Raw genomic sequence first — 22,120 nt, 5'->3', positions numbered from 1 at the left:
ATCAGAATGAGAAGTTTTCAGGCGGACAAAAGTCCCGTTAACTCGCTAAACCGCAGAAAATGCTAACTTCGCAGCGTGGTAATCAGCGCGTTCAGCGCGCCGTTATCGGCAATACGCTGCCAGGCCTGCTGCACCGCTGCCACAAATCGGGCATCGCGCGGCAGGTCATTGCCGAAGATTTCGCTCAGTGTCAGGAGCGCCGTGACGCGTTCTTCGTCGCGGCTTCCGGCAACAAGCTGGCGAATTTTTTCCGCCAGCGGGTCGCGCACGTCGATGGTATTACCGGCATCGTCCGTGCCGCTGACGTAGCGCATCCACCCGGCCACGCCGAGCGCCAGCAAGGGCCACGCGCTGTGGCGCGCCAGATGCTCGCGAATGCTGTCGAGCATGCGCTGGGGCAGTTTCTGGCTGCCATCCATCGCAATCTGCCAGGTGCGGTGTTGCAGCGCCGGATTACTGAAACGGTCGATCAGGCTGTCAGCGTACGACGTCAGATCCACCCTGGTGATGCACAGCGTCGGCGCCTGTTCAGCAAGCATCAGGCGTCTGGCCGCCTCGCGGAAATCCGCGTTCTGCATGCAGTCGCTGATATGCTGAAAACCGGCAAGGTAGCCGAGATAGGCAAGGAAAGAATGGCTGCCGTTCAGCATGCGGAGTTTCATCTGTTCCCACGGCTGCACATCGCTGACCATCTGTACGCCAGCCACTTCCCATTCCGGGCGACCGGCAACAAAATTATCTTCAATAACCCACTGGATAAACGGCTCGCCACTGATGGCACACGGATCAGCCACGCCGAGCAGGGCGGCGATTTCATTCAGTGACGCGTCTGTTGCCGCGGGCACAATACGATCGACCATGGTGCCCGGAAAACTGACCTGTTCAGCAATCCAGGCCGCCAGCGCCGGAGAGCGTTTTTCCGCCATGCCCAGCACGGCATTCTTCACCACGTGACCGTTATCCGGAATGTTATCGCAGGAGAGCACAGTAAACGGCGGCAGACCGCGCGCGCGACGGCGATACAGCGCTTCGACCAGGATCCCCGGCGCGGAGTGGGGCGCTTGCGGGTTTTCCAGATCATGCACGATACGCGGCTGGTTGACGTCGAGCTGACCGGTGGCCGGGTCGATGCAATAACCTTTTTCGGTGATAGTCAGGGAGACAATCGCCACCTGCGGCTCGCAGAACTTTTCGATAATTGCCGCCAGTGAATCCAGTTTTGCGTTCAGGCATTCATGCACCGCGCCCACCACAATGGCCTGATTGCCCGTAGCGCCTTTTTCCAGCACCGTATAAAGATGATCCTGCTCGCGCAGTTGCGTCATTAATTGATCGCCGCTGAACAGGCTGATTTCGCAAATGCCCCAGTCGCCTCCCGTGGCGTTCAGCACCCGATCGGTCAGCAACGCCTGATGGGCGCGATGAAAGGCGCCAAAGCCGAAATGCACAATGCGTGAGCGGAGTTGCTGCCGGTCGTAGGAGGGCAGTTGTACGCTGTCGGGAAGTGGTGTGGTGGCAATGTTCTTCATTCTGTATACACCTGAATAACGAAAAGTTAACAAGCGCTAGTGTAAAGTTATATGACAACAATTTAAATTGGTGTGCCTTGTTTCTGTGGTTAATGTGAGCTGGATCAATCAATCCTGCCGGGGTGTTTGACCATTATGGCTAAGCCTGTATGGTAGTCGTCATTACGTGCTTTATTATTGGTATAACAACTTTAGAGGGTGAGACCATGGAGCAAACCTGGCGTTGGTATGGGCCGAACGATCCGGTATCTCTTGATGATGTGCGTCAGGCGGGGGCGACGGGCGTCGTGACTGCGCTGCACCACATCCCGAATGGGCAAGTCTGGTCGATTGAGAAAATTAAACAGCGTCAGGCGCTGCTGGCGGAAAAAGGGCTGATCTGGTCAGTGGTCGAGAGCATTCCGGTGCATGAAGACATCAAAACTCACAGCGGGCAGTGTGAGACGTGGATTGCTAACTATCAGCAGAGCATTCGCAATCTGGCGGCCTGCGGCATTGATACGGTGTGCTACAATTTTATGCCGATCCTCGACTGGACGCGTACCGACCTCGAATATCAGTTGCCGGACGGTTCAAAAGCGCTGCGTTTTGACCAAATCGCTTTTGCGGCGTTCGAGCTGCATATCCTCAAGCGCGAAGGCGCAGAAGCGGATTACAGCGCTGAAGAACAGCGTCAGGCGCAGGCGTATTTCCACGCGATGAGCGAAGCCGATATTAATAAGCTGACGCGCAACATCATTGCGGGTCTGCCGGGAGCGGAAGAGGGCTACACCCTTGATCAATTCCGCGCGCGTCTGGCGGAGTATGACCATATCAGCAAAGAGACGCTGCGCGAGAATATGGCCCGTTTCCTGCGTGCGATTGTGCCGGTGGCAGAAGAAGTGGGCGTGCGTCTGGCCGTTCACCCGGACGATCCGCCGCGCCCGATCCTGGGTCTGCCGCGTATCGTTTCGACCATTGAAGATATGCAGTGGCTGAAAGAGACTGTCGACAGCATCAACAACGGTTTCACCATGTGCACCGGCTCCTACGGCGTGCGCGCCGATAACGATCTGGTGAAGATGATTAAAACTTTCGGAGATCGTATTCACTTCACACACCTGCGCGCCACCTGCCGGGAAGACAACCCGAAAACCTTCCACGAGGGGTCGCATCTGAACGGCGACGTCAACATGGTGGCGGTGGTGGATGCGATTCTGAGTGAAGAGCAGCGCCGTAAAAAAGCGGGTGATCTGCGTCCGATCCCGTTCCGTCCGGATCACGGGCACCAGATGCTCGACGATTTGAAAAAGAAAACCAATCCGGGTTATTCGGCGATTGGCCGTCTGAAAGGGATGGCAGAAGTGCGCGGTGTTGAACTGGCGCTGAAAATGACGAAATACCCTGATTTGCTGTAATCAGCCGCAATGAAAAAAGGACGGTGAAAACCGTCCTTTTTTTGATCAGTCAGCGCGACCCATATAGCGTTTTTCTTCGATATGGATGCGGATCTTCTCACCGGTAGTGAGGTATTCCGGCACCTGCACCACCAGACCGGTGGTCAGCGTTGCAGGCTTGGTGCGGGAGCTGGCGGAAGCACCTTTGATGCCCGGCGCCGTTTCAACGATTTCCAGATCCACCGTCTGTGGCAGTTCCAGCGCCAGTAACTGGCTGTCCCACAGCAGCACCTGCATTTCCGGCATTCCGCCTTCCGGGATGAACTGCAGCTCTTCTGAAATCTGATCTTTGGTAAAGGTGTACGGCGTGTAGTCTTCTTTATCCATGAACACGTATTCGTTGCCGTCAACATAAGAGAAGTCAACGAAACGACGGGTCAGGGTGACCGTATCCAGAATGTCGTCACCTTTAAAGCGTTCTTCGACTTTCAGGCCAGTGCGGACATCGGAGAAGCGCATTTTGTACAGCGTTGCGGCGCCACGGGCGCTCGGTGACTGAATATCAATGTCTTTTACAATCAGCAGCTTGCCATTGTAATTCAGCACCATACCTTTCTTAATTTCGTTCGCTCTTGGCATTGCAGTAATCCTGTCGGTAAAGATGTCAAAAATATCGCGTCAAAGTACTCGCGCCGGGCCTTTCAGGCAAGTGGAATTCGCGGGTTTTGTGAAAAGGTGATAAGGTGCGCAGCCAGACTCTCAGGAGATACCGTTATGAATTGCCGTCCGGACTGTGGCGCCTGTTGTATCGCGCCGTCAATTTCCAGCCCAATTCCCGGCATGCCGCACGGTAAACCGGCGAATGTCCGGTGTGTCCAGTTGTCTGACGACAACCTGTGCAACCTCTTTGGTTCGGGCCTGCGGCCAGCCGTTTGCAGCAGCCTGAAACCGTCCCTGGAGATGTGTTCAACGAATCGCGATGCCGCGATGACCTGGCTTATCACCCTTGAGGCTGAAACCTCACCTGTCTCAGCCGGATAACGCAACATCGCGGTGTGGCGGGCTTATTTGTTATTGCTCAGCCATTTATTCATCATTTCAATTTCACCTTTCTGCGCTTTAATGATGTTTTCAGCCAGTTTGCGCATCTCAGGATCTTTGCCGTATTTCAGTTCTGTCTCCGCCATGGCGATGGCGCCTTCGTGATGAGCCGTCATTCCTTTCGCAAAGGCTTTATCAGGATCCGGATCTTTCACACCTTCCATCATTTTATCGTGCATGGTCGTCATTCCGCTCATGTATTCCTGAGAGGACGCGGACGCGCCTTTATCCGGCATCGCCATTGACGAATGATCGGCGGAAATAGCGGCGCCTGTTACCATTAATAACAGGAAAAGCGATGTTTTCATTTTCATAAAGGGACTCCTTAACATAGGTAGACACGGCGTTATTATAGTTCAGCGACATGAAGTGCCCTTTCCCGGATGATTCCCGTTATCGCGGGTTTCCCAGTCGTGGCACAGATAATGTAAATCGCGTGGAGACGCTGTCGGATTCGACGCTCACTTTTCCATGGTGAGCGCTCACTATGGATTTCACAATTGCCAGACCAATCCCACTCCCTTCACCTTTTCGTTGCCGGGAAGGGTCAACCCGGTAAAAACGGTCAAACAGCCGTGTTAAATGCTCTTCAGGTATCGGTTTACCGGGGTTTTCAACAATCAGTTCAACGTTGTTTGCCTGTTCAGTGACCGACACCGTCACGGTCTGCCCTTCCGGCGTATAACGGATAGCGTTCGACAAGAGATTATTGATTGCTCTTCGGAACATCAGCGGATCGCCTTCAATCACGCAAGGCGCGCCGTTAAAGGCCAGCGTGATCCCGCGCTCTTCCGCCCAGGCTTCGAAGAAATCAAAAACTTTGGTCACTTCCGCGCTTAAATCAAACTTCACCGTCTCGGGAATTAACTGGTTATTGTCAGCCTGGGCGAGGAAAAGCATATCGCTGACCATTTTGGTCATGCGGTTGTATTCTTCCAGGCTGGAATACAGCACATCTTCCAGCTCGTTTTGCGTCCGGTGCTGGCTCAACGCAATTTCGGTCTGGGTGACCAGATTGGTAATCGGTGTCCTGATTTCGTGCGCGATATCGGCGGAGAAATTCGCCTGCCGGGTAAACACATCCTCGATTCTTTCAATCATATGGTTAAAAGAAATCACCAGTTGTTCCAGTTCAATCGGCACTCTGGAGGGTTCCAGCCGGACATCCAGATTCTCTGAGGTGATATTTTTAATCGCATCGCTCACATTGCGCAGCGGCTGGTGACCTTTACGCACGGCAATATGGATAGTGATGATAATCAGAAGGCTGATGACGACAGCAATCGCGATTAAATTCTTTTTCAGCGCCGCCAGATAATGAAGATGGAAATTGATCGACAAGCCAATCAGCAAGCGGTAAGGCTCTGGTTTCCCATTGCTGACAGCGTTGCCCGACGAGGCGATTATCCGGAACGTCTCCCTTTTCATTTCGGTGCCAGAATGCCCCGGAACCGCATGGTCATTCTCCACCGCCCAGATAAAAATCTCACCGCTCTCCTTGTTAACGGGAAATGTCACCTCGTTCAGGGCAGGGAGTAACGAGGGGCCCTGCGACGTGCTGAACAGAATTTCACCCTCTGCGTTCTGCAGCACCGCCGAAATACTGCGATAGCTGGCAAGAAATTCGCGCATTTTATTTATTTTTTGTTCATCCGTCCCGGCAGAAGATTGCAGGATGTTATTCAGCGTAAAACTGATTTGCTGCAAATCGCTGACATCCTGTTCAGCAAAATGTTTTTCAACGGAATGCAGCATAATCCAGGTAAAGGCAATAAACGCCAGAATCGTTGACAGGCTGATAAAAAACGTCAGCCGCAGGGCAAGGGAGAACGGGCGAGGGGAGAGACTACTGCGCATCCGGGACCTCTAACATGTAGCCCACGCCACGCACGGTCTGGATTAATTTCGGTTCAAAATCATTGTCGATTTTGGCGCGCAGTCGTTTCACCGCCACATCTATCGCATTGGTGTCGCTGTCAAAGTTCATATCCCAGACCTGAGAGGCTATCAGCGAGCGGGGAAGCACTTCGCCCTGATGGCGAATAAAAAATTCCAGCAGGCTGAATTCCTTGCTGGTCAGCAGGATGCGCTTTCCGGCGCGGATGACTTTTCTCGAGACCAGATCAAGCATCAAATCCGCGACCTGAAACTGGCTTTCAGAGATAACCGTATTACCACGACGCAGGAGGGTGCGGACACGGGCCAGCAGCTCGGCGAAGGCAAAGGGTTTCACCAGATAATCATCCGCACCAAGCTCAAGCCCTTTGACGCGATGCTCGACGGTACCAAGCGCGGTCAGCAGTAAAACAGGCATTCCCTTACCGGCCGAACGAAGCATACGAATAATTTCCCAGCCATTAACGTCAGGAAGCATGATGTCGAGGATCAGTAGATCGTACTCAGCGGTCATCGCCAGATGATACCCGGTCAGGCCATTATCGGCGTGATCGACGACGAACCCCGCCTCGGTCAGCCCTTTGCTGAGGTATTCGCCCGTTTTAATTTCGTCTTCGACGATCAGTATTTTCATGTGACTCCCCGGTCATCCTGTTAATGACATTCTAGTGAGCACCCGCCGCTTATCAACGGCTTAATCCCTAAATGACAATATTGTCATCATCCAGTCACCCGCCAAACAGAGTGCTTTCGTTACAGTACCGCCATCCATCCTCCGGTAAGCGTCTGCGTTATGTTCCAATTAAAACGACTTAGCATCAGCACCTTTTTCTTTCTGGCAGGCTGTGTTTCCCTGGCCCCGGACTATCAGCGTCCGGAATCGCCGGTCCCACAACAATTTTCCCTGTCACGTAACGGGCTGATGCCGTCCGTCAATGGTTACCAGGAGACCGGATGGCGCGCCTTCTTTGCCGATCCGGAAGTGGCAAGACTGATCACGGAAGCCCTGAATAATAACCGGGACCTGCGAATGGCGACCCTGAAAGTGCAGGAAGCGCGGGCGCAGTATAACGTCACGGATGCCGATCGTTATCCGCAACTGAACGCCTCGTCAGGGATCACCTACAGTGGCGGGCTGAAAAGTAACAATCCGACCACGCAGCAGTATGACGCCGGTATGGATCTCAGCTTTGAACTGGATTTTTTCGGCAAGCTGAAAAATATGAGTGACGCTGACAGGCAGAATTTTTTTGCCAGTCAGGAAGCCCGGCGTTCTGTGCAGCTCCTGCTCGTCTCGAATGTGTCGCAGAGCTATTTCAACCAGCAACTGGCTTATGCGCAACTCAGCATTGCCAGGGAAACGCTCAGCAATTATGAGCAGTCTTATGCTTTCGTTGAGCAGCAACTGATGACCGGCAGCACCAATGTGCTGGCCCTCGAACAGGCGCGTGGACAGATTGAAAGCACCCGGGCAGACATCGCTAAACGAGAAGGGGAGCTGGCGCAGGCGAATAATGCCCTGCAACTGGTTCTGGGCACCTATCGCGCAGTGCCGAAAAGCAGTCCTGATAAAGACAAAGATGTTAATCCGGTGACGCTGCCGCCGAATCTGTCATCGGACATTTTGCTGCAGCGTCCGGATATTATGGAGGCGGAATATCAGTTAAGAGCGGCGAATGCCAACATTGGCGCCGCGCGGGCGGCGTTTTTCCCGTCCATCTCCCTGACCAGCGAGCTTTCCACAGGCAGTACCGAACTCTCAAACCTGTTTAGCGCGGCAGGCGGGATGTGGAATTTTATCCCGAAAATAGACATCCCCATTTTTAATGCCGGTCGTAATGAAGCCAATCTGCAACTGGCAGAGATCCGCCAGCAGCAATCGGTAGTCAATTACGAGCAAAAAATTCAGACGGCATTTAAAGACGTGTCTGATGCCCTGGCGCTGCGCGCGAGCATCCGTCAGCAAATCGAGGCGCAACAACGCTATCTCGATTCACTCAATATCACGTTGCAGCGCGCCCGCGGGTTATATGCGAGCGGTGCGGTAAGTTATATCGAAGTGCTTGATGCAGAGCGTTCTTTATTCTCAACACGTCAGGACATTCTGGATCTTAAATATTCACAGCAGGTTAATGAAATTAATCTCTACACCGCCCTCGGGGGCGGCTGGGCAGAATAGTTTTCACCACTTAAATAAACAGGAAAATAATATGCGTAATTCAATGAAAGCCGTTTTATTCGCCACGCTGTCAGTCGTTTTTTCGGCCGGCCTGCAGGCGGCGGAACATCAGCATGACAATATGAATATGGATATGACGAATGACAGCGCAGCCGAGCAGGTTTTCCAGGGAACCGGCGTGGTGAAATCCGTTGATTATGAAACTAAAAAAGTCACCATTGACCATGAAGCGATCCCGGCGATTGGCTGGCCAGCAATGACCATGCGCTTCACCTTTATGGAAGCCAGTGACAGCATCCGCAATTTAAAACCGGGCAGCCATGTGAATTTCTCTTTTGTACAACAAGGAAATATCTCGCTGCTGAAAAGTATTGAAGAAACACACGCCTGATTAACGACGGCTTATTCATTATTGCGTTGGATAAGCCTGGGGATTATATCATTTAGCGGGAATTTTATGGTTTCTTTAAAGATAAAGTATGCGGCGGTCATTATCGGCAGTCTCATACTGGGAGGACTGGTCTCCGTTGGCGGCTACCATTATCTCACTTCTGCACAAAAACCGGAGACGGCATCGACATCTCCGGAGCGCAAAGTGCTGTTCTGGTATGACCCAATGAAGCCGGATACTAAATTCGACAAGCCGGGGAAATCTCCGTTTATGGATATGGATTTAATCCCCAAATATGCCGACGAGGAGAATGATAAAAACGACCACGGCATTCGCATTGACCCGACACAAGTGCAGAATCTGGGGCTGAAAACGGAAAAAGTCGTCAAAGGACAGCTCAATTATTCGCAGACCATCCCGGCGAATGTCAGTTTTAACGAATACCAGTTTGTTATTGTTCAGGCGCGTTCAGATGGCTTTGTCGAAAAAGTGTACCCGCTGACCATCGGCGACAAAGTGAATAAAGGTACGCCGCTGATCGATATCACCATCCCGGAATGGGTCGAAGCCCAGAGTGAATATCTTTTATTATCCAGCACCAATGGAACGGCCACGCAGCTTAAAGGCGTCCTTGAGCGACTTCGCCTGGCGGGTATGCCTGAAAATGATATTCAGCGTCTGCGTTCAAGCCGCAGCATCCAGACCCGTTTTACCATCACGGCACCGATCGACGGTGTTATTACTGCTTTTGACCTGCGCACCGGCATGAATATTTCAAAAGACAATGTCGTCGCGAAGATCCAGGGAATGGACCCGGTCTGGATCAGCGCAGCGGTACCTGAATCCATTGCGTATCTGCTTAAAGACACCTCGCAGTTTGAAATATCAGTACCGGCTTACCCGGATAAAACGTTCAATGTTGAAAAATGGAACATCCTGCCGAGCGTGGATCAGACCACCCGCACGTTGCAGGTTCGTCTGCAGGTGACCAACCAGGACGAACTGCTGAAACCCGGAATGAATGCCTATCTGAAACTCAATACCCGCAGTCAGGACATGCTGCTGATCCCTTCGCAGGCGGTGATTGACACCGGTAACGAACAGCGCGTGATTACCGTCGATAGTGATGGCCGGTTTGTGCCGAAAGTGATCAACGTCCTGCATGAGTCGCAGCAACAGGCAGGGATAGGTGCCGGGCTGAGCGAAGGGGATACCGTGGTGGTGAGCGGCCTCTTTCTTATTGACTCGGAAGCCAATATCACCGGCGCACTGGAACGGATGCGTCATGCGGAAAAACCCGCAGACGTGATGCCGGAACCTGCAAACGCGCATTCAGGTCACTGAGGAGACAGCGATGATTGAATGGATTATCCGGCGCTCCGTGGCCAACCGTTTTCTGGTGATTATGGGAGCCCTGTTTCTGAGTGTCTGGGGAACGTGGACGATTATCAATACGCCAGTGGATGCGCTGCCCGACCTTTCTGACGTTCAGGTGATTATCAAAACCAGCTATCCCGGCCAGGCACCGCGGATTGTGGAAGACCAGGTCACTTATCCGCTCACGACAACGATGCTTTCGGTGCCGGGCGCGAAGACGGTACGCGGCTTTTCCCAGTTTGGTGATTCCTATGTGTATGTCATTTTTGAAGACGGCACCGATCTGTACTGGGCGCGCTCGCGCGTGCTGGAATACCTGAATCAGGTACAGGGAAAATTACCGGCAGGCGTCAGCTCGGAGATAGGGCCTGATGCGACCGGGGTGGGCTGGATTTTTGAATACGCGCTGGTGGATCGCAGCGGTAAGCATGATCTTGCAGAGCTTCGCTCGCTTCAGGACTGGTTCCTGAAATATGAACTGAAAACCATCCCTAACGTCGCTGAAGTGGCTTCTGTCGGCGGCGTGGTCAAACAGTATCAGATCCAGGTGAATCCGATGAAACTGGCCCAGTACGGTGTCAGTCTGCCGGATGTGAAACAGGCGCTGGAGTCCTCAAACCAGGAAGCGGGCGGGTCGTCGGTTGAAATCGCCGAAGCCGAATACATGGTTCGTGCCAGTGGTTATCTGCAAACCATCGATGATTTCAATAACATCGTCCTTAAAACCGGCGATAACGGCGTGCCGGTGTATCTCCGTGACGTGGCCCGTGTACAAACAGGACCGGAAATGCGCCGGGGGATCGCGGAATTTAATGGCGAAGGGGAAGTCGCTGGCGGCGTCGTGATCCTGCGCTCAGGCAAAAATGCCCGCGAGGTGATCACCGCGGTTAAAGAGAAGCTGGAGAGCCTGAAAAAAAGCCTGCCGGAGGGAGTGGAAGTCGTCACCACTTATGATCGCAGCCAGTTAATCGATCGCGCCATAGACAACCTGAGCCATAAACTGCTGGAAGAGTTTATTGTGGTGGCCATTGTTTGTGCGCTGTTCCTCTGGCATGTCCGTTCGGCGCTGGTCGCCATTATTTCCCTGCCGCTGGGCCTGTGCATTGCCTTTATCGTGATGCATTTCCAGGGGCTGAACGCCAATATCATGTCGCTGGGCGGGATAGCCATCGCGGTGGGCGCGATGGTGGATGCGGCCATTGTGATGATAGAAAATGCCCACAAACGGCTGGAAGAGTGGGATCACCTTCACCCCGGAGAACAAATCGACAACGCCACCCGCTGGAAGGTGATCACCGATGCGTCGGTTGAGGTCGGGCCTGCGCTGTTCATCAGCCTGCTGATCATCACGCTGTCGTTTATCCCTATCTTTACCCTTGAAGGGCAGGAAGGACGTCTGTTTGGTCCGCTGGCGTTCACCAAAACCTATTCCATGGCCGGGGCCGCCGCGCTGGCGATTATCGTCATCCCCATCCTGATGGGCTTCTGGATCCGCGGGAAAATCCCGGCGGAGACCCGCAATCCGCTGAACCGCTTTTTGATAAACATTTATCATCCGTTATTGCTCCGGGTGCTTCACTGGCCGAAGACAACGCTGCTGGTCGCCGCCTTATCCATCTTCACGGTCATCTGGCCTCTGAGCCATGTCGGCGGGGAGTTTCTGCCCAAAATCAACGAGGGGGATCTGCTGTATATGCCCTCGACATTACCCGGCATTTCCCCCGGGCAAGCATCGGCGCTGTTGCAGACTACCGACAAGCTGATCAAAACCGTCCCGGAAGTGGCGACGGTGTTTGGTAAAACCGGTAAAGCAGAAACGGCAACAGATTCTGCGCCACTCGAAATGGTCGAAACGACGATCCAGTTGAAGCCGGAAGATCAGTGGCGTCCGGGGATGACGATTGACAAGATCATTGAAGAGCTTGATGCGACGGTCCGTTTACCCGGTCTGGCAAATCTCTGGGTGCCGCCGATTCGTAACCGCATTGACATGTTATCCACCGGAATCAAAAGCCCGATCGGTATCAAGGTCTCCGGGACGGTATTGTCTGATATCGATGTGACGGCGCAGAGTATTGAGACTGTGGCGAAAACGGTGCCTGGTGTGGTTTCTGCCCTCGCGGAGCGCCTGGAGGGCGGGCGATACATTGATGTGGATATCAACCGGGAAAAAGCGTCCCGCTATGGCATGACGGTCGGTGATGTACAGCTGTTTGTGTCATCTGCCATCGGCGGCGCGATGGTGGGGGAAACGGTGGAAGGCGTGGCGCGTTACCCGATTAACATTCGCTATCCGCAGGACTACCGCAACAGTCCGGAGGCGCTGAAGCAGATGCCGATCCTCACGCCCATGAAGCAGCAGATCACTCTCGGTGACGTTGCTGATGTGAAAGTGGTGTCAGGGCCGACCATGCTGAAAACCGAAAACGCCCGCCCGGCCAGCTGGATTTACATTGATGCGCGGGGCCGGGATATGGTGTCCGTCGTCAACGACCTCAAAACGGCGATCAGTGAGAAAGTCAAACTGAAACCCGGTACTAGTGTGGCTTTCTCCGGGCAGTTTGAATTGCTGGAGCACGCCAACAAGAAACTGAAACTGATGGTGCCGATGACGGTAATGATCATTTTCATTCTGCTCTATCTCGCGTTCCGTCGTGTTGATGAGGCGTTGCTTATCCTGATGAGTCTGCCGTTCGCGCTGGTAGGCGGGATATGGTTCCTCTACTGGCAGGGCTTTCATATGTCCGTTGCCACCGGCACCGGGTTTATCGCTCTGGCGGGGGTGGCGGCAGAGTTTGGGGTGGTGATGCTGATGTATCTTCGTCATGCCATCGAAGCGCAACCAGCATTGTCCCGCGAGGACACCTTCACGCCGCAAGGGCTTGATGAAGCGCTTTATCAGGGTGCGGTGCTGCGCGTGCGACCAAAAGCCATGACGGTTGCCGTCATCATTGCGGGTCTGTTACCCATTCTGTGGGGAACCGGCGCGGGCTCGGAAGTGATGAGCCGGATTGCGGCGCCGATGATTGGCGGGATGATTACCGCGCCTCTGCTCTCGCTGTTTATTATTCCTGCCGCCTATAAATTGATCTGGTTGCGCAGACATCATGCCAGCGTCCGGAAAATGCCAGTAAGTTCCCGGTAAGATTCGTCCCCGGATAATCGTGATTTCTTGATTATCCGGGGAATAATGACATGCAATATCGCCTGCAGGCCGGACGGATCACCGTCGCAGCCATCGTCAGCGCAGTGACGCTGGCCTCTTCTTCTGCTTTCGCCGCCGAATGGGGCATCGGCGCTGGTGTCGCCAGTGCGCAAAAGCCTTACAAAGGGGTGTCGCGTGATACCACACCGCTGCCGCTGCTCTATTTTGATAATCAGTACCTGCACTTTTTCGGCACCGAAGCAGAAATAAAACTGCCTGGCGTCACGTTCAGTGAAACTCAGCGGCTGAATATGGGTCTTATCGGCAGATATGATGGTTCAGGATATGACGCTGACGACGCCGACATTCTTGACGGGATGGCGAAGCGTAAAGGCGGCTTCTGGGGCGGCGCGAAAATAGAGTGGCAAAACCCCTGGGTCACGCTGACCGCTGACTGGACGCACGATCTCTCCGGCAACAGCAAGGGCCACCGCGCCAGACTGGGCGCTGAACGGCGCTGGCAGTGGGGCGACCTGTCCCTGACGCCGCGGGTGGTCGGCAACTGGCATGATAAAAAATATGTTGATTATTACTATGGCGTGCGTGCGGATGAAGCCCGTGACTGGCGACCTGCTTATCAGGGGAAAGCGTCGTTTGATGCGGAATTCGGCCTGCTGAGCGTTTATCGCTTCAGTGCCCACCATTCCGTCATGCTCGACCTGGAAATCACGCCGCTCTCGTCGGAAGTGAAAGAGAGCCCGCTGGTTGACCGTTCACGCGAAGATCGCATTTTTCTGGGGTATATGTACCGCTTCTGATGAGCAGAATACTGTTAATTGAAGACCACGGGCATCTGGCGAGGCTGGTGGTGAAAGGGCTGACCAGCGCCGGAATTTCTGTCGATACCGTCGGCAGCCGGGAAGCTGCGCTGAGCGCGTTGCAGATGGTGTCCTACCAGGCGCTGGTGCTGGATCGCGGTCTGCCGGACGGTGACGGTCTGCTTTTACTTCAGCAACTGCGTCAGCGCAACATCGCCGTGCCCTGTCTGTTCCTCACCGCCCGTGACGCGCTGCATGATCGGGTTGAAGGGCTGGAGGCGGGTGCTGACGACTATCTGCCCAAACCGTTTGCCATGGCGGAGCTGGTGGCTCGTGTGCGGGCGCTGCTGCGCCGTCCTGTTGTCAGTCAGACGCTTGAACCGACTTTCGGTGACATCATGCTGTTGCCCGATTCCGGGGTGATGCGCTGCCATGACGAGAGTATTACCCTTGCGCCAGCTGAAATGCAGATCATGCTGACGCTTATCCATAAGCAGGGTGGCGTGGTACGCCGCAGCGTGATGGAAGGCGCTGGCTGGGGGCTGAGCGATGCCGTGACGCCAAACGCTCTGGATGTCGCGCTGCACCGGCTGCGCCGCAAACTGGCGGCCATTGGTTCCGGTCTGCATATCGTTAACCAGCGAGGGCAGGGCTATGCGCTACATAAAAGCGATACCGGCGAATAGCCTGTCGCTTCGCATTCTGCTGGCTTACGTGGTCGGTACATTGCTGAGTATCGGCCTGCTGGTCGCGTTTGGCGCGATTGTGAAAGAGCGTCTGCCAGGAATGGCGTTGCCCGAACGCACGCAGGCGCTGGCGGAGCGGCTGCAATTCGATGCGCAGGGTAACCCGACGGGATTTACCGACAGCGACGAGCACCCGCTGTGGATCTACGACAGCCTGCGTCAGGAAACGGCCTGGCGGGTGCTGAACGACAAACGCCAGGTGGTACTGCTTTCAGAAGGCGCAAAGGTCTGGCCGGATCGCGAGGCGATAAAGGAGCAACCCGAACAGCGCTTTGAATTCACCCGTGATGACGTGCTGTACGACGGCGCGCGCGAAACACGGCTGCACGATGGCCGCACGTGGTTTGTCGAGCTGGCGGTCAGTTCGCGAATTGTCGATTTTCTCCATCTGAGCTTTGCGTTGCCTTTTATTCGTCTGGGGGTGATCACGTTCAGCCTGGTTCTGCTGGTGACCTTTGCCGCCTGCGTCTGCCTGAGTCTGCAATATGCGCTACGGCCGCTGCGGAAGATTTCCCAGGCTGCCACGCAAATCTCTCCCCGCTCGCTCAGCAACCGGCTTGATACCGACCATGTCCCCGCTGAACTGATCCCGCTCATCGCCAGCTTTAATCAGGCGCTCGGCAGGCTGGAGAAAAGTTTTCGCAGCCAGCAGGATTTTCTCGCCACGGCCGCCCATGAGCTGAAAACGCCGCTGACACTATTGCGTGCTGAAATGGAGCTGATGGAGGAGAGCGCCGAAGTGCGCGAGCCGCTGCTGATGCAGGTGTCGCATCTGGCGCGTCAGGTGCAGCAGTTGTTACTGCTGGCTGAAGCGAGCGAGCCGTTGAGTTACCGGTTCAGCGATGTGAACGCCGGTGACGTGGCGCGCGATGCCGCCGGTTATCTGCACCGGATTGCCGACGACGCCAGCGTCAGACTTGATATTCATGGCGACGACAACGTGGCTAAATGGCATGCTGATCGCGGCGCATTCTTCACGCTGCTGAAAAACCTGATTGAAAATGCCATTCAGCATGCGCCAGTGGGCACGGTCGTCAGCGTCGACGTGCGGGAAGAGAGCCTGAGTGTACGCGACCAGGGCGCCGGGGTTGCGCCTGAAGAGATACCGCATTTATTTGAACGTTTCTGGCGCGGGGCGCATCGCCGGGATACCGGTGCCGGGCTGGGGCTGGCGATATGCCAGGAGATTTGTACAGCGCACGGCTGGACACTGACCGCCTGTAACGGCCTGACGGGACTGACCGTCACCGTCTACCGTATTAAAAGCTGACGGTGCTGAACTTAAACATCTTTAATGCGCAGCAGACAGCTTATCGTCAGCAGGCACATGCCGAGCGCAATCCAGAACACCGTATGGTAGTTCCAGATTTCCGCCACCACACCCGCCAGCGAACCTGCAATGATCCAGCCCACGCGGGTGGTATTGGTGTACAACGTGGTTGCTGAGCCCGCCTGGCCTGGCATCAGATCCTGAAAATAGAGCATGCCGATCCCCGCCAGAATACCGATGTAAATCGCGTTCAGCAATTGCATTCCCAGCAACAATACCGGCGTGTGCACGGTCAGCATGCCGACGTAAAACAGCAGACCCGCCACGGCGGCAATGCGCATTAAGAAACGCTTACCGAAGCGTTTTGCGTAGTAACCGGCGATCAGCATCGTCGGGATTTCCAGCCCGGCGGCGGTGCCCATCATCAGTCCCGCCAGTTTTTCCGGCAGATGCAATTCATCAATGATAAACAGCGGCATGTTGATGATGTACAGGCTGTTGGTTCCCCACATCAACGTGCAAATCACAAACAGCAGCAGGGCGTCCCGGCGATGACGGCGCGGCGCTTCAAGATGGCTAGCGACCGCTTTTGGTTCCTTGCGCATGCTCGGCAGAAAAAACCACACGATGGTGGCACAGGCCACGAAGGCGACGGCAGCGCAAAGGTACATCACTGTAAAGCCGAACCCCATCGCCAGCGCGTAAGCCAGCGGCGGGCCGATAACCCAGGCCAGCGATACCTGCGCACGTAAAATCGAGCTGAACATCACCGCTTCCCGGCCAGTATGGTCAGCGTGCTCGCGGGCGAGGGCAAACATTTGTGGGTTGGCGGTGGAGCCGAAACTACTCAGAAAGACGCCGATAAACAGCAGAATAAAATAGTTGCGGTTCCAGGCGAACAGCGCGCAGGCCAGCACGCCGAGTAAACAGCAGAAGACGATCAGCGATTTGCGATCCCCTTTGCGGTCGGAACGACCCGCGAGAAACTGACTGACCAGGATGCCAATCACTGCGCTGCCGGTAAAGAAAAAGCCCACCATCGCCGGTCGGACGTGCACCTCATTGGTCAGAAACAGGCTCAGCGTCGGTGTCTGTAAGGCACCGGCAATACCGGTCAAAAAGGCAACGAGCAGAAATGAGGACGACGTAATATCAAAACCACGGCGGGTAGCGGCAGCAGAACTGTTTTGCATGTTTCTCGATCGGTAAAAAAAGGGGACGCGCGAGTTTACGTCGGTAGTCAGAAAATGAACAGTTGCTTACATCAATTTCCGCACGAAAAAATCAAAAAACCATTTCACTTCTGATTTGCGATAAAGCTGAACGCTGCTGAAATGCCGGTAAAACGACCCGTTCAGCTTCAGCAGATGTGGCGGGGATGCTAATAAAATGTGCAGTACATCTAACTTCTGCGATCAATTTTTCAGCTTTTCTTGCAGCTGCCTGCAGAAAGGCACACACTCCTTGAAACGTTTCAGCGTCATCTGACGGATGTCTGCAAGCACAGATGACGCTTTTTTCTCATGCAAGCTGAAACGATTCACTATCAGCAGGAGAGGAGAACCATGTTCCAGTTATCTGTTCAGGATATTCATCCCGGCAAGCAGGCGGGAAGTAAAGAAGAGGCCATTCGCCAGATTGCATCCGCGCTGGTTGCGGCGGGCAACGTCGCGGGCGGCTATGTCGACGGCATGCTGGCGCGCGAACAGCAGACCTCCACGTTTCTCGGCAACGGGATTGCAATCCCGCACGGCACCACCGATACGCGCGACCAGGTACTGAAAACCGGCGTGCAGGTTTACCAGTTTCCGCAGGGCGTGACCTGGGGTGACGATCAGGTGGCATACGTTGCCATCGGCATCGCCGCCAGTTCCGACGAGCATCTTGGCCTGTTGCGTCAGCTGACACATGTTCTTAGCGACGACAGCGTGGCTGAACAGCTGAAAACCGCCACCACCGCCGAAGAACTGCGTGCGCTGCTGATGGGGGAAAAACAGGGCGACGGACTGAAGCTCGATAACGATACCCTGACGCTGGACGTAGTCGCCAGTGATCTGGTGACGCTACAGGCGCTGAACGCCGGTCGGCTGAAAGAAGCCGGTGCAGTGGACACCGCGTTTGTCTCCCGTGTGGTGAGTGATCGCCCGCTTAACCTGGGGCAGGGGATCTGGCTGAACGACAGTGCTGAAGGCAACCTGAAAAGTGCGGTGGCGGTAAGCCGCGCGGCAAGTGAATTCAGTGTGGAAGGGCAACCGGCGGCGCTGCTGGTGACGGTGGCGATGGCCGATGAACAGCCGGTCGCAGTGCTGAACCGCCTGAGCAATCTGCTGATGGATAACAAGGCTGAACGCCTGCTGAACGCGGACGCCGCCACCTTGCTGGCGCTGCTGACCAGCGACGATGCGGTCGCTGACGATGTACTGAGTGCGGAATTTGTGGTGCGCAATGAACATGGTTTGCATGCGCGCCCAGGGACGATGCTGGTGAATACCATAAAACAATTTAACAGCGACATAACTGTCGCCAACCTGGATGGCAGTGGCACACCGGCCAATGGCCGTAGTCTGATGAAAGTGGTCGCCCTTGGCGTGAAAAAAGGCCATCGCCTGCGTTTCACCGCCCAGGGTGAAGATGCGAAACAGGCGCTGGAAGCGATTGGTAACGCCATCGCGTCCGGTCTTGGGGAGGGCGCGTAATGAGCAGACGTGTTGCTACCATTACCCTCAACCCGGCCTATGACCTGGTGGGTTTTACCCCGGAAATTGAACGCGGTGAAGTGAACCTGGTGCGGACCACTGGCCTGCATGCCGCAGGAAAAGGTATTAACGTCGCGAAAGTGCTGAAAGATCTCGGCATCGACGTGACGGTCGGCGGTTTCCTCGGCAAAGACAACCAGGACGGGTTTCAGCAACTGTTCAGCGAGCTGGGCATCGCCAACCGTTTTCAGGTGGTGCAGGGCCGTACGCGTATCAACGTCAAGCTGACGGAAAAAGACGGTGAAGTCACCGACTTCAATTTCTCAGGCTTCGACGTCACCCCGGCGGACTGGGAACGTTTTGTTAATGATTCCCTGAGCTGGCTGGGTCAGTTCGACATGGTGTGCGTCAGCGGCAGTCTGCCAACTGGCGTCAGCCCGGAAGCGTTCACCGACTGGATGACGCGTCTGCGCAGCCAGTGTCCGTGCATTATCTTCGACAGCAGCCGTGAAGCGCTGGTCGCTGGTCTGAAAGCCGCGCCATGGCTGGTCAAACCGAACCGTCGCGAGCTGGAAATCTGGGCGGGTCGTAAGCTGCCGGAAATGAAAGATGTTATCGAGGCGGCCCATGCGCTGCGCGAGCAGGGTATCGCTCACGTGGTGATTTCATTGGGCGCAGAAGGGGCGTTGTGGGTAAACGCCTCTGGCGAATGGATCGCGAAACCGCCGTCTGTTGAGGTGGTGAGTACCGTTGGTGCCGGGGATTCCATGGTCGGCGGTCTGATTTATGGACTGCTGATGCGTGAATCCAGCGAACATACCCTGCGTCTGGCTACCGCCGTCGCAGCACTGGCGGTCAGTCAGAGCAATGTTGGCATTACCGATCGTACCCAGTTAGCCGCGATGATGGCGCGAGTTGACTTACAACCCTTTAATTAACAGCAGGAGAGGCATAATGAAAACGCTGCTGATTATTGATGCCGGACTTGGACAGGCTCGCGCTTACATGGCGAAGACCCTGTTGAGTGCGGCGGCGCAAAAAGCACACCTCGAAATAACGGACAACCCCAACGACGCTGAACTGGCGATCGTCCTGGGAAGCACGCTGCCGCAGGACAGCGCGCTCGATGGAAAACTGGTCTGGCTGGGCGATATCAATCGCGCAGTAGGCCACCCTGAACTGTTCCTCAGCGAAGCGAAAGCGCACGCTAAAACCTACAGCGCGCCAGCCGTTGCACCGACGGCGGCCGCATCAACCGGCATGAAACGTATTGTGGCGGTCACCGCCTGCCCGACTGGCGTGGCGCATACCTTCATGGCGGCAGAAGCGATTGAAACCGAAGCCAAAAAGCGTGGCTGGTGGGTGAAAGTAGAAACCCGCGGCTCCGTGGGCGCCGGTAATGCCATTACGCCGGAAGAAGTGGAGCAGGCCGATCTGGTGCTGGTGGCGGCAGACATCGAAGTGGATCTGGCGAAGTTTGCCGGTAAGCCGATGTACCGCACCTCGACCGGACTGGCGCTGAAGAAAACCGCGCAGGAATTTGATAAAGCCGTGGTTGAAGCGAAACCGTTCCAGCCTGCGCAAACGACCGCGAAAGAGGCCAAAAAAGAGGGTGGCGGCGCCTATCGTCACCTGCTGACCGGGGTGTCTTACATGCTGCCGATGGTAGTGGCGGGCGGTCTGTGTATCGCACTCTCTTTTGCCTTTGGGATCACCGCGTTTAAAGAAGAGGGAACACTGGCGGCGGCGCTGATGCAAATCGGTGGCGGCTCGGCCTTTGCGCTGATGGTGCCGGTGCTGGCCGGTTACATCGCGTTTTCCATTGCTGACCGTCCTGGCCTGACGCCGGGTCTGATCGGCGGTATGCTCGCCGTGAGCACCGGCTCTGGCTTTATCGGCGGGATTATCGCCGGTTTCCTGGCAGGCTACGTGGCGAAACTGATCAGCACTAAAGTGAAACTGCCGCCAAGCATGGAGGCACTGAAACCGATTCTGATCATTCCGTTGTTTTCCAGCCTGATTGTCGGTCTGGCGATGATCTACCTGATCGGTAAACCGGTTGCCGGTATCCTGGCGGGCCTGACGCACTGGCTGCAGACCATGGGCACGGCGAATGCGGTTCTGCTGGGGGCGATCCTCGGTGGCATGATGTGTACCGACATGGGCGGCCCGGTGAACAAAGCGGCGTACGCGTTCGGGGTGGGGCTTCTGAGTACCCAGACCTACGCGCCGATGGCCGCGATCATGGCTGCCGGGATGGTACCGCCGCTGGCATTAGGTCTGGCGACCATTGTCGCGCGGCGTAAATTCGACAAAGCGCAGCAGGAAGGCGGTAAAGCGGCGCTGGTGCTGGGGCTGTGCTTCATCACCGAAGGGGCTATCCCGTTCGCTGCCCGTGACCCGATGCGCGTTCTGCCCTGCTGTATCGTGGGCGGCACGGTGACCGGGGCCATCTCAATGGCGATTGGCGCGAAACTAATGGCGCCACACGGCGGGCTGTTCGTGCTGCTCATTCCGGGAGCAATCACCCCGGTGGTGGGTTACCTGCTGGCGATTATCGCCGGTACGCTGGTGGCAGGCCTGTCTTACGCGGTGCTGAAACGCCCGGAAGTGGACGCTGTCGCGAAAGCGGCGTAATAAAAAGCCCGGCAGGATGTGTCGGGCCAGAAATCACATTACAGGCCGGGATCACTCCCGGCTTTTTTTATGCCGCGGCTTCAGCTTTTTGTTGCGCTTTCAGCCAGGTAATTTCTTCGGCCCAGATATCCGGGTTAATGGTTTCCAGAATCAGCGGGATCCCATCAAAGCGCGCGTCCTGCATGATCCAGCGGAACGCGTCGTGCCCGATGTTGCCCTCGCCGAGGCTGTGGTGACGGTCAACGCGGCTGCCAAACTCGCTTTTCGCATCGTTCAGATGCATACCGCGCAGATACTGAAACCCGACAATGCGCTCAAAATCGGCGAACGTTGCTTCGCAGGCCGCGGCGGTACGCAGGTCATACCCGGCAGCGAACGCGTGACAGGTATCAATGCACACGCCGACACGGGATTTATCTTCCACGCCGTCGATAATAGCCGCCAGGTGTTCGAATCTGAACCCCAGATTGCTGCCCTGACCGGCGGTATTTTCAATCACCGCGGTGACGCCTTCAGTCTTTGCCAGCGCGATGTTGATCGATTCGGCGATGCGCGCCAGGCATTCCTCTTCGGAAATCTGCACCAGATGGCTGCCAGGGTGGAAATTCAGCAACGATAACCCCAGTTGCTGGCAGCGGGACATTTCATCAATAAACGCGTCGCGGGATTTCTCCAGCGCTTCAGCAACCGGGTGACCGAGGTTAATCAGGTAGCTGTCGTGCGGCAGGATTTGACCCGGCCCGTAGTGGTATTTTTCACAGGCGGCTTTGAATTCGCTGATGATGTCGTCGGTAAGCGGGGCGGCGCGCCACTGGCGCTGGTTTTTGGTGAACAGGGCGAAGGCGGTCGCGTCAATTTCAGCAGCGCGGATTGCCGCGTTTGCCAGACCGCCAGCAGCGCTGACGTGCGCTCCAATGTATTTCATAAAAGACTCCTGTTAAGCCCGCCACGGGAAAACG

19 protein-coding genes are annotated in these 22,120 nt (G+C 55.5%); 12 read left to right on the top strand and 7 right to left on the bottom strand.

The features are described 5' to 3' along the window. Positions 1 to 62: 62 nt before the first annotated feature. A complete protein-coding gene (locus tag AOY23_RS09780; protein WP_407830014.1) occupies positions 63 to 1,520 on the bottom strand; it encodes a mannitol dehydrogenase family protein in 1,458 nt (485 codons plus the stop codon). 215 nt (positions 1,521 to 1,735) lie between these two features. Here AOY23_RS09780 and uxuA point away from each other — a divergent pair, with 215 nt between their 5' ends. After that, positions 1,736 to 2,926, top strand: coding sequence for a mannonate dehydratase (gene uxuA, locus AOY23_RS09775; RefSeq protein ID WP_054179225.1), 1,191 nt, complete (start codon positions 1,736 to 1,738; stop codon positions 2,924 to 2,926). A gap of 45 nt (positions 2,927 to 2,971) precedes the next feature. On the opposite strand, the gene yeiP is transcribed toward uxuA, so the two are convergent. Continuing rightward, complete coding sequence (gene yeiP / locus AOY23_RS09770; protein WP_054179224.1) at positions 2,972 to 3,544, bottom strand: elongation factor P-like protein YeiP; 573 nt, start codon at positions 3,542 to 3,544, stop codon at positions 2,972 to 2,974. 135 nt (positions 3,545 to 3,679) lie between these two features. On the opposite strand from yeiP, the gene AOY23_RS09765 reads away from it, so the two are divergent. Next, positions 3,680 to 3,946: a YkgJ family cysteine cluster protein gene (locus tag AOY23_RS09765; protein ID WP_054179223.1), complete on the top strand. Its 267-nt coding sequence runs from the start codon at positions 3,680 to 3,682 to the stop codon at positions 3,944 to 3,946. 23 nt (positions 3,947 to 3,969) lie between these two features. Here the strand turns inward: AOY23_RS09765 and copM are convergent, their stop codons facing one another. The 3 genes from copM to AOY23_RS09750 all read right to left on the bottom strand — a co-directional run bounded on the left by copM (position 3,970) and on the right by AOY23_RS09750 (position 6,536). Beyond that, entirely contained in the window at positions 3,970 to 4,320 is a 351-nt protein-coding gene (copM, locus tag AOY23_RS09760) for a CopM family metallochaperone (RefSeq protein WP_054179222.1), read from the bottom strand. 79 nt (positions 4,321 to 4,399) lie between these two features. After that, positions 4,400 to 5,863 (bottom strand): Cu(+)/Ag(+) sensor histidine kinase, encoded by a 1,464-nt coding sequence (locus AOY23_RS09755; protein ID WP_054179221.1) that lies wholly within the window; start codon positions 5,861 to 5,863, stop codon positions 4,400 to 4,402. Continuing rightward, positions 5,853 to 6,536 (bottom strand): copper/silver response regulator transcription factor, encoded by a 684-nt coding sequence (locus AOY23_RS09750; RefSeq protein ID WP_054179220.1) that lies wholly within the window; start codon positions 6,534 to 6,536, stop codon positions 5,853 to 5,855. The genes AOY23_RS09755 and AOY23_RS09750 overlap by 11 nt, the downstream gene beginning before the upstream one ends. A gap of 159 nt (positions 6,537 to 6,695) precedes the next feature. On the opposite strand from AOY23_RS09750, the gene AOY23_RS09745 reads away from it, so the two are divergent. From AOY23_RS09745 to AOY23_RS09715, 7 genes are all read left to right on the top strand, one after another. Then, positions 6,696 to 8,081 (top strand): efflux transporter outer membrane subunit, encoded by a 1,386-nt coding sequence (locus AOY23_RS09745; protein ID WP_054179219.1) that lies wholly within the window; start codon positions 6,696 to 6,698, stop codon positions 8,079 to 8,081. A gap of 31 nt (positions 8,082 to 8,112) precedes the next feature. Further along, complete coding sequence (cusF, locus tag AOY23_RS09740) at positions 8,113 to 8,472, top strand: cation efflux system protein CusF (protein WP_054179218.1); 360 nt, start codon at positions 8,113 to 8,115, stop codon at positions 8,470 to 8,472. A 66-nt stretch (positions 8,473 to 8,538) separates the two neighbouring features. Continuing rightward, positions 8,539 to 9,816, top strand: a complete 1,278-nt coding sequence (locus AOY23_RS09735; RefSeq protein ID WP_054179217.1) for an efflux RND transporter periplasmic adaptor subunit — start codon at positions 8,539 to 8,541, stop codon at positions 9,814 to 9,816. Between the two features lie 10 nt (positions 9,817 to 9,826). Then, entirely contained in the window at positions 9,827 to 12,994 is a 3,168-nt protein-coding gene (gene silA, locus AOY23_RS09730; RefSeq protein ID WP_054179216.1) for a Cu(+)/Ag(+) efflux RND transporter permease subunit SilA, read from the top strand. Between the two features lie 50 nt (positions 12,995 to 13,044). Next, positions 13,045 to 13,812, top strand: a complete 768-nt coding sequence (locus tag AOY23_RS09725; RefSeq protein WP_054179215.1) for a MipA/OmpV family protein — start codon at positions 13,045 to 13,047, stop codon at positions 13,810 to 13,812. Next, a complete protein-coding gene (locus AOY23_RS09720; protein ID WP_054179214.1) occupies positions 13,812 to 14,498 on the top strand; it encodes a response regulator transcription factor in 687 nt (228 codons plus the stop codon). The genes AOY23_RS09725 and AOY23_RS09720 overlap by 1 nt, the downstream gene beginning before the upstream one ends. Further along, complete coding sequence (locus AOY23_RS09715) at positions 14,467 to 15,828, top strand: sensor histidine kinase (RefSeq protein WP_054179213.1); 1,362 nt, start codon at positions 14,467 to 14,469, stop codon at positions 15,826 to 15,828. The genes AOY23_RS09720 and AOY23_RS09715 overlap by 32 nt, the downstream gene beginning before the upstream one ends. Positions 15,829 to 15,839: 11 nt before the next feature. Here the strand turns inward: AOY23_RS09715 and setB are convergent, their stop codons facing one another. Continuing rightward, a complete protein-coding gene (setB, locus tag AOY23_RS09710) occupies positions 15,840 to 17,021 on the bottom strand; it encodes a sugar efflux transporter SetB (RefSeq protein WP_054179212.1) in 1,182 nt (393 codons plus the stop codon). Between the two features lie 372 nt (positions 17,022 to 17,393). On the opposite strand from setB, the gene fruB reads away from it, so the two are divergent. Genes fruB through fruA form a run of 3 tightly spaced genes read left to right on the top strand, consistent with a single transcriptional unit; the run spans position 17,394 to position 21,161 of the window. Beyond that, positions 17,394 to 18,524 (top strand): fused PTS fructose transporter subunit IIA/HPr protein, encoded by a 1,131-nt coding sequence (gene fruB / locus AOY23_RS09705; protein WP_054179211.1) that lies wholly within the window; start codon positions 17,394 to 17,396, stop codon positions 18,522 to 18,524. Then, positions 18,524 to 19,462: a 1-phosphofructokinase gene (gene fruK / locus AOY23_RS09700; protein WP_054179210.1), complete on the top strand. Its 939-nt coding sequence runs from the start codon at positions 18,524 to 18,526 to the stop codon at positions 19,460 to 19,462. The genes fruB and fruK overlap by 1 nt, the downstream gene beginning before the upstream one ends. 16 nt (positions 19,463 to 19,478) lie before the next feature. Next, positions 19,479 to 21,161, top strand: a complete 1,683-nt coding sequence (gene fruA / locus AOY23_RS09695; protein WP_054179209.1) for a PTS fructose transporter subunit IIBC — start codon at positions 19,479 to 19,481, stop codon at positions 21,159 to 21,161. Between the two features lie 67 nt (positions 21,162 to 21,228). On the opposite strand, the gene nfo is transcribed toward fruA, so the two are convergent. Beyond that, on the bottom strand, positions 21,229 to 22,086 hold the full coding sequence (gene nfo, locus AOY23_RS09690) for a deoxyribonuclease IV (RefSeq protein ID WP_054179208.1): 858 nt from the start codon (positions 22,084 to 22,086) through the stop codon (positions 21,229 to 21,231). Between the last annotated feature and the right edge of the window lie 34 nt (positions 22,087 to 22,120).

The sequence above is a fragment of the Trabulsiella odontotermitis genome (assembly GCF_001297775.1).
Taxonomy (GTDB): Bacteria; Pseudomonadota; Gammaproteobacteria; order Enterobacterales; family Enterobacteriaceae; genus Trabulsiella; species Trabulsiella odontotermitis.
Note: the sequence above shows the minus strand (reverse complement) of the source record. Positions and strands in the feature narration are given on the sequence as shown.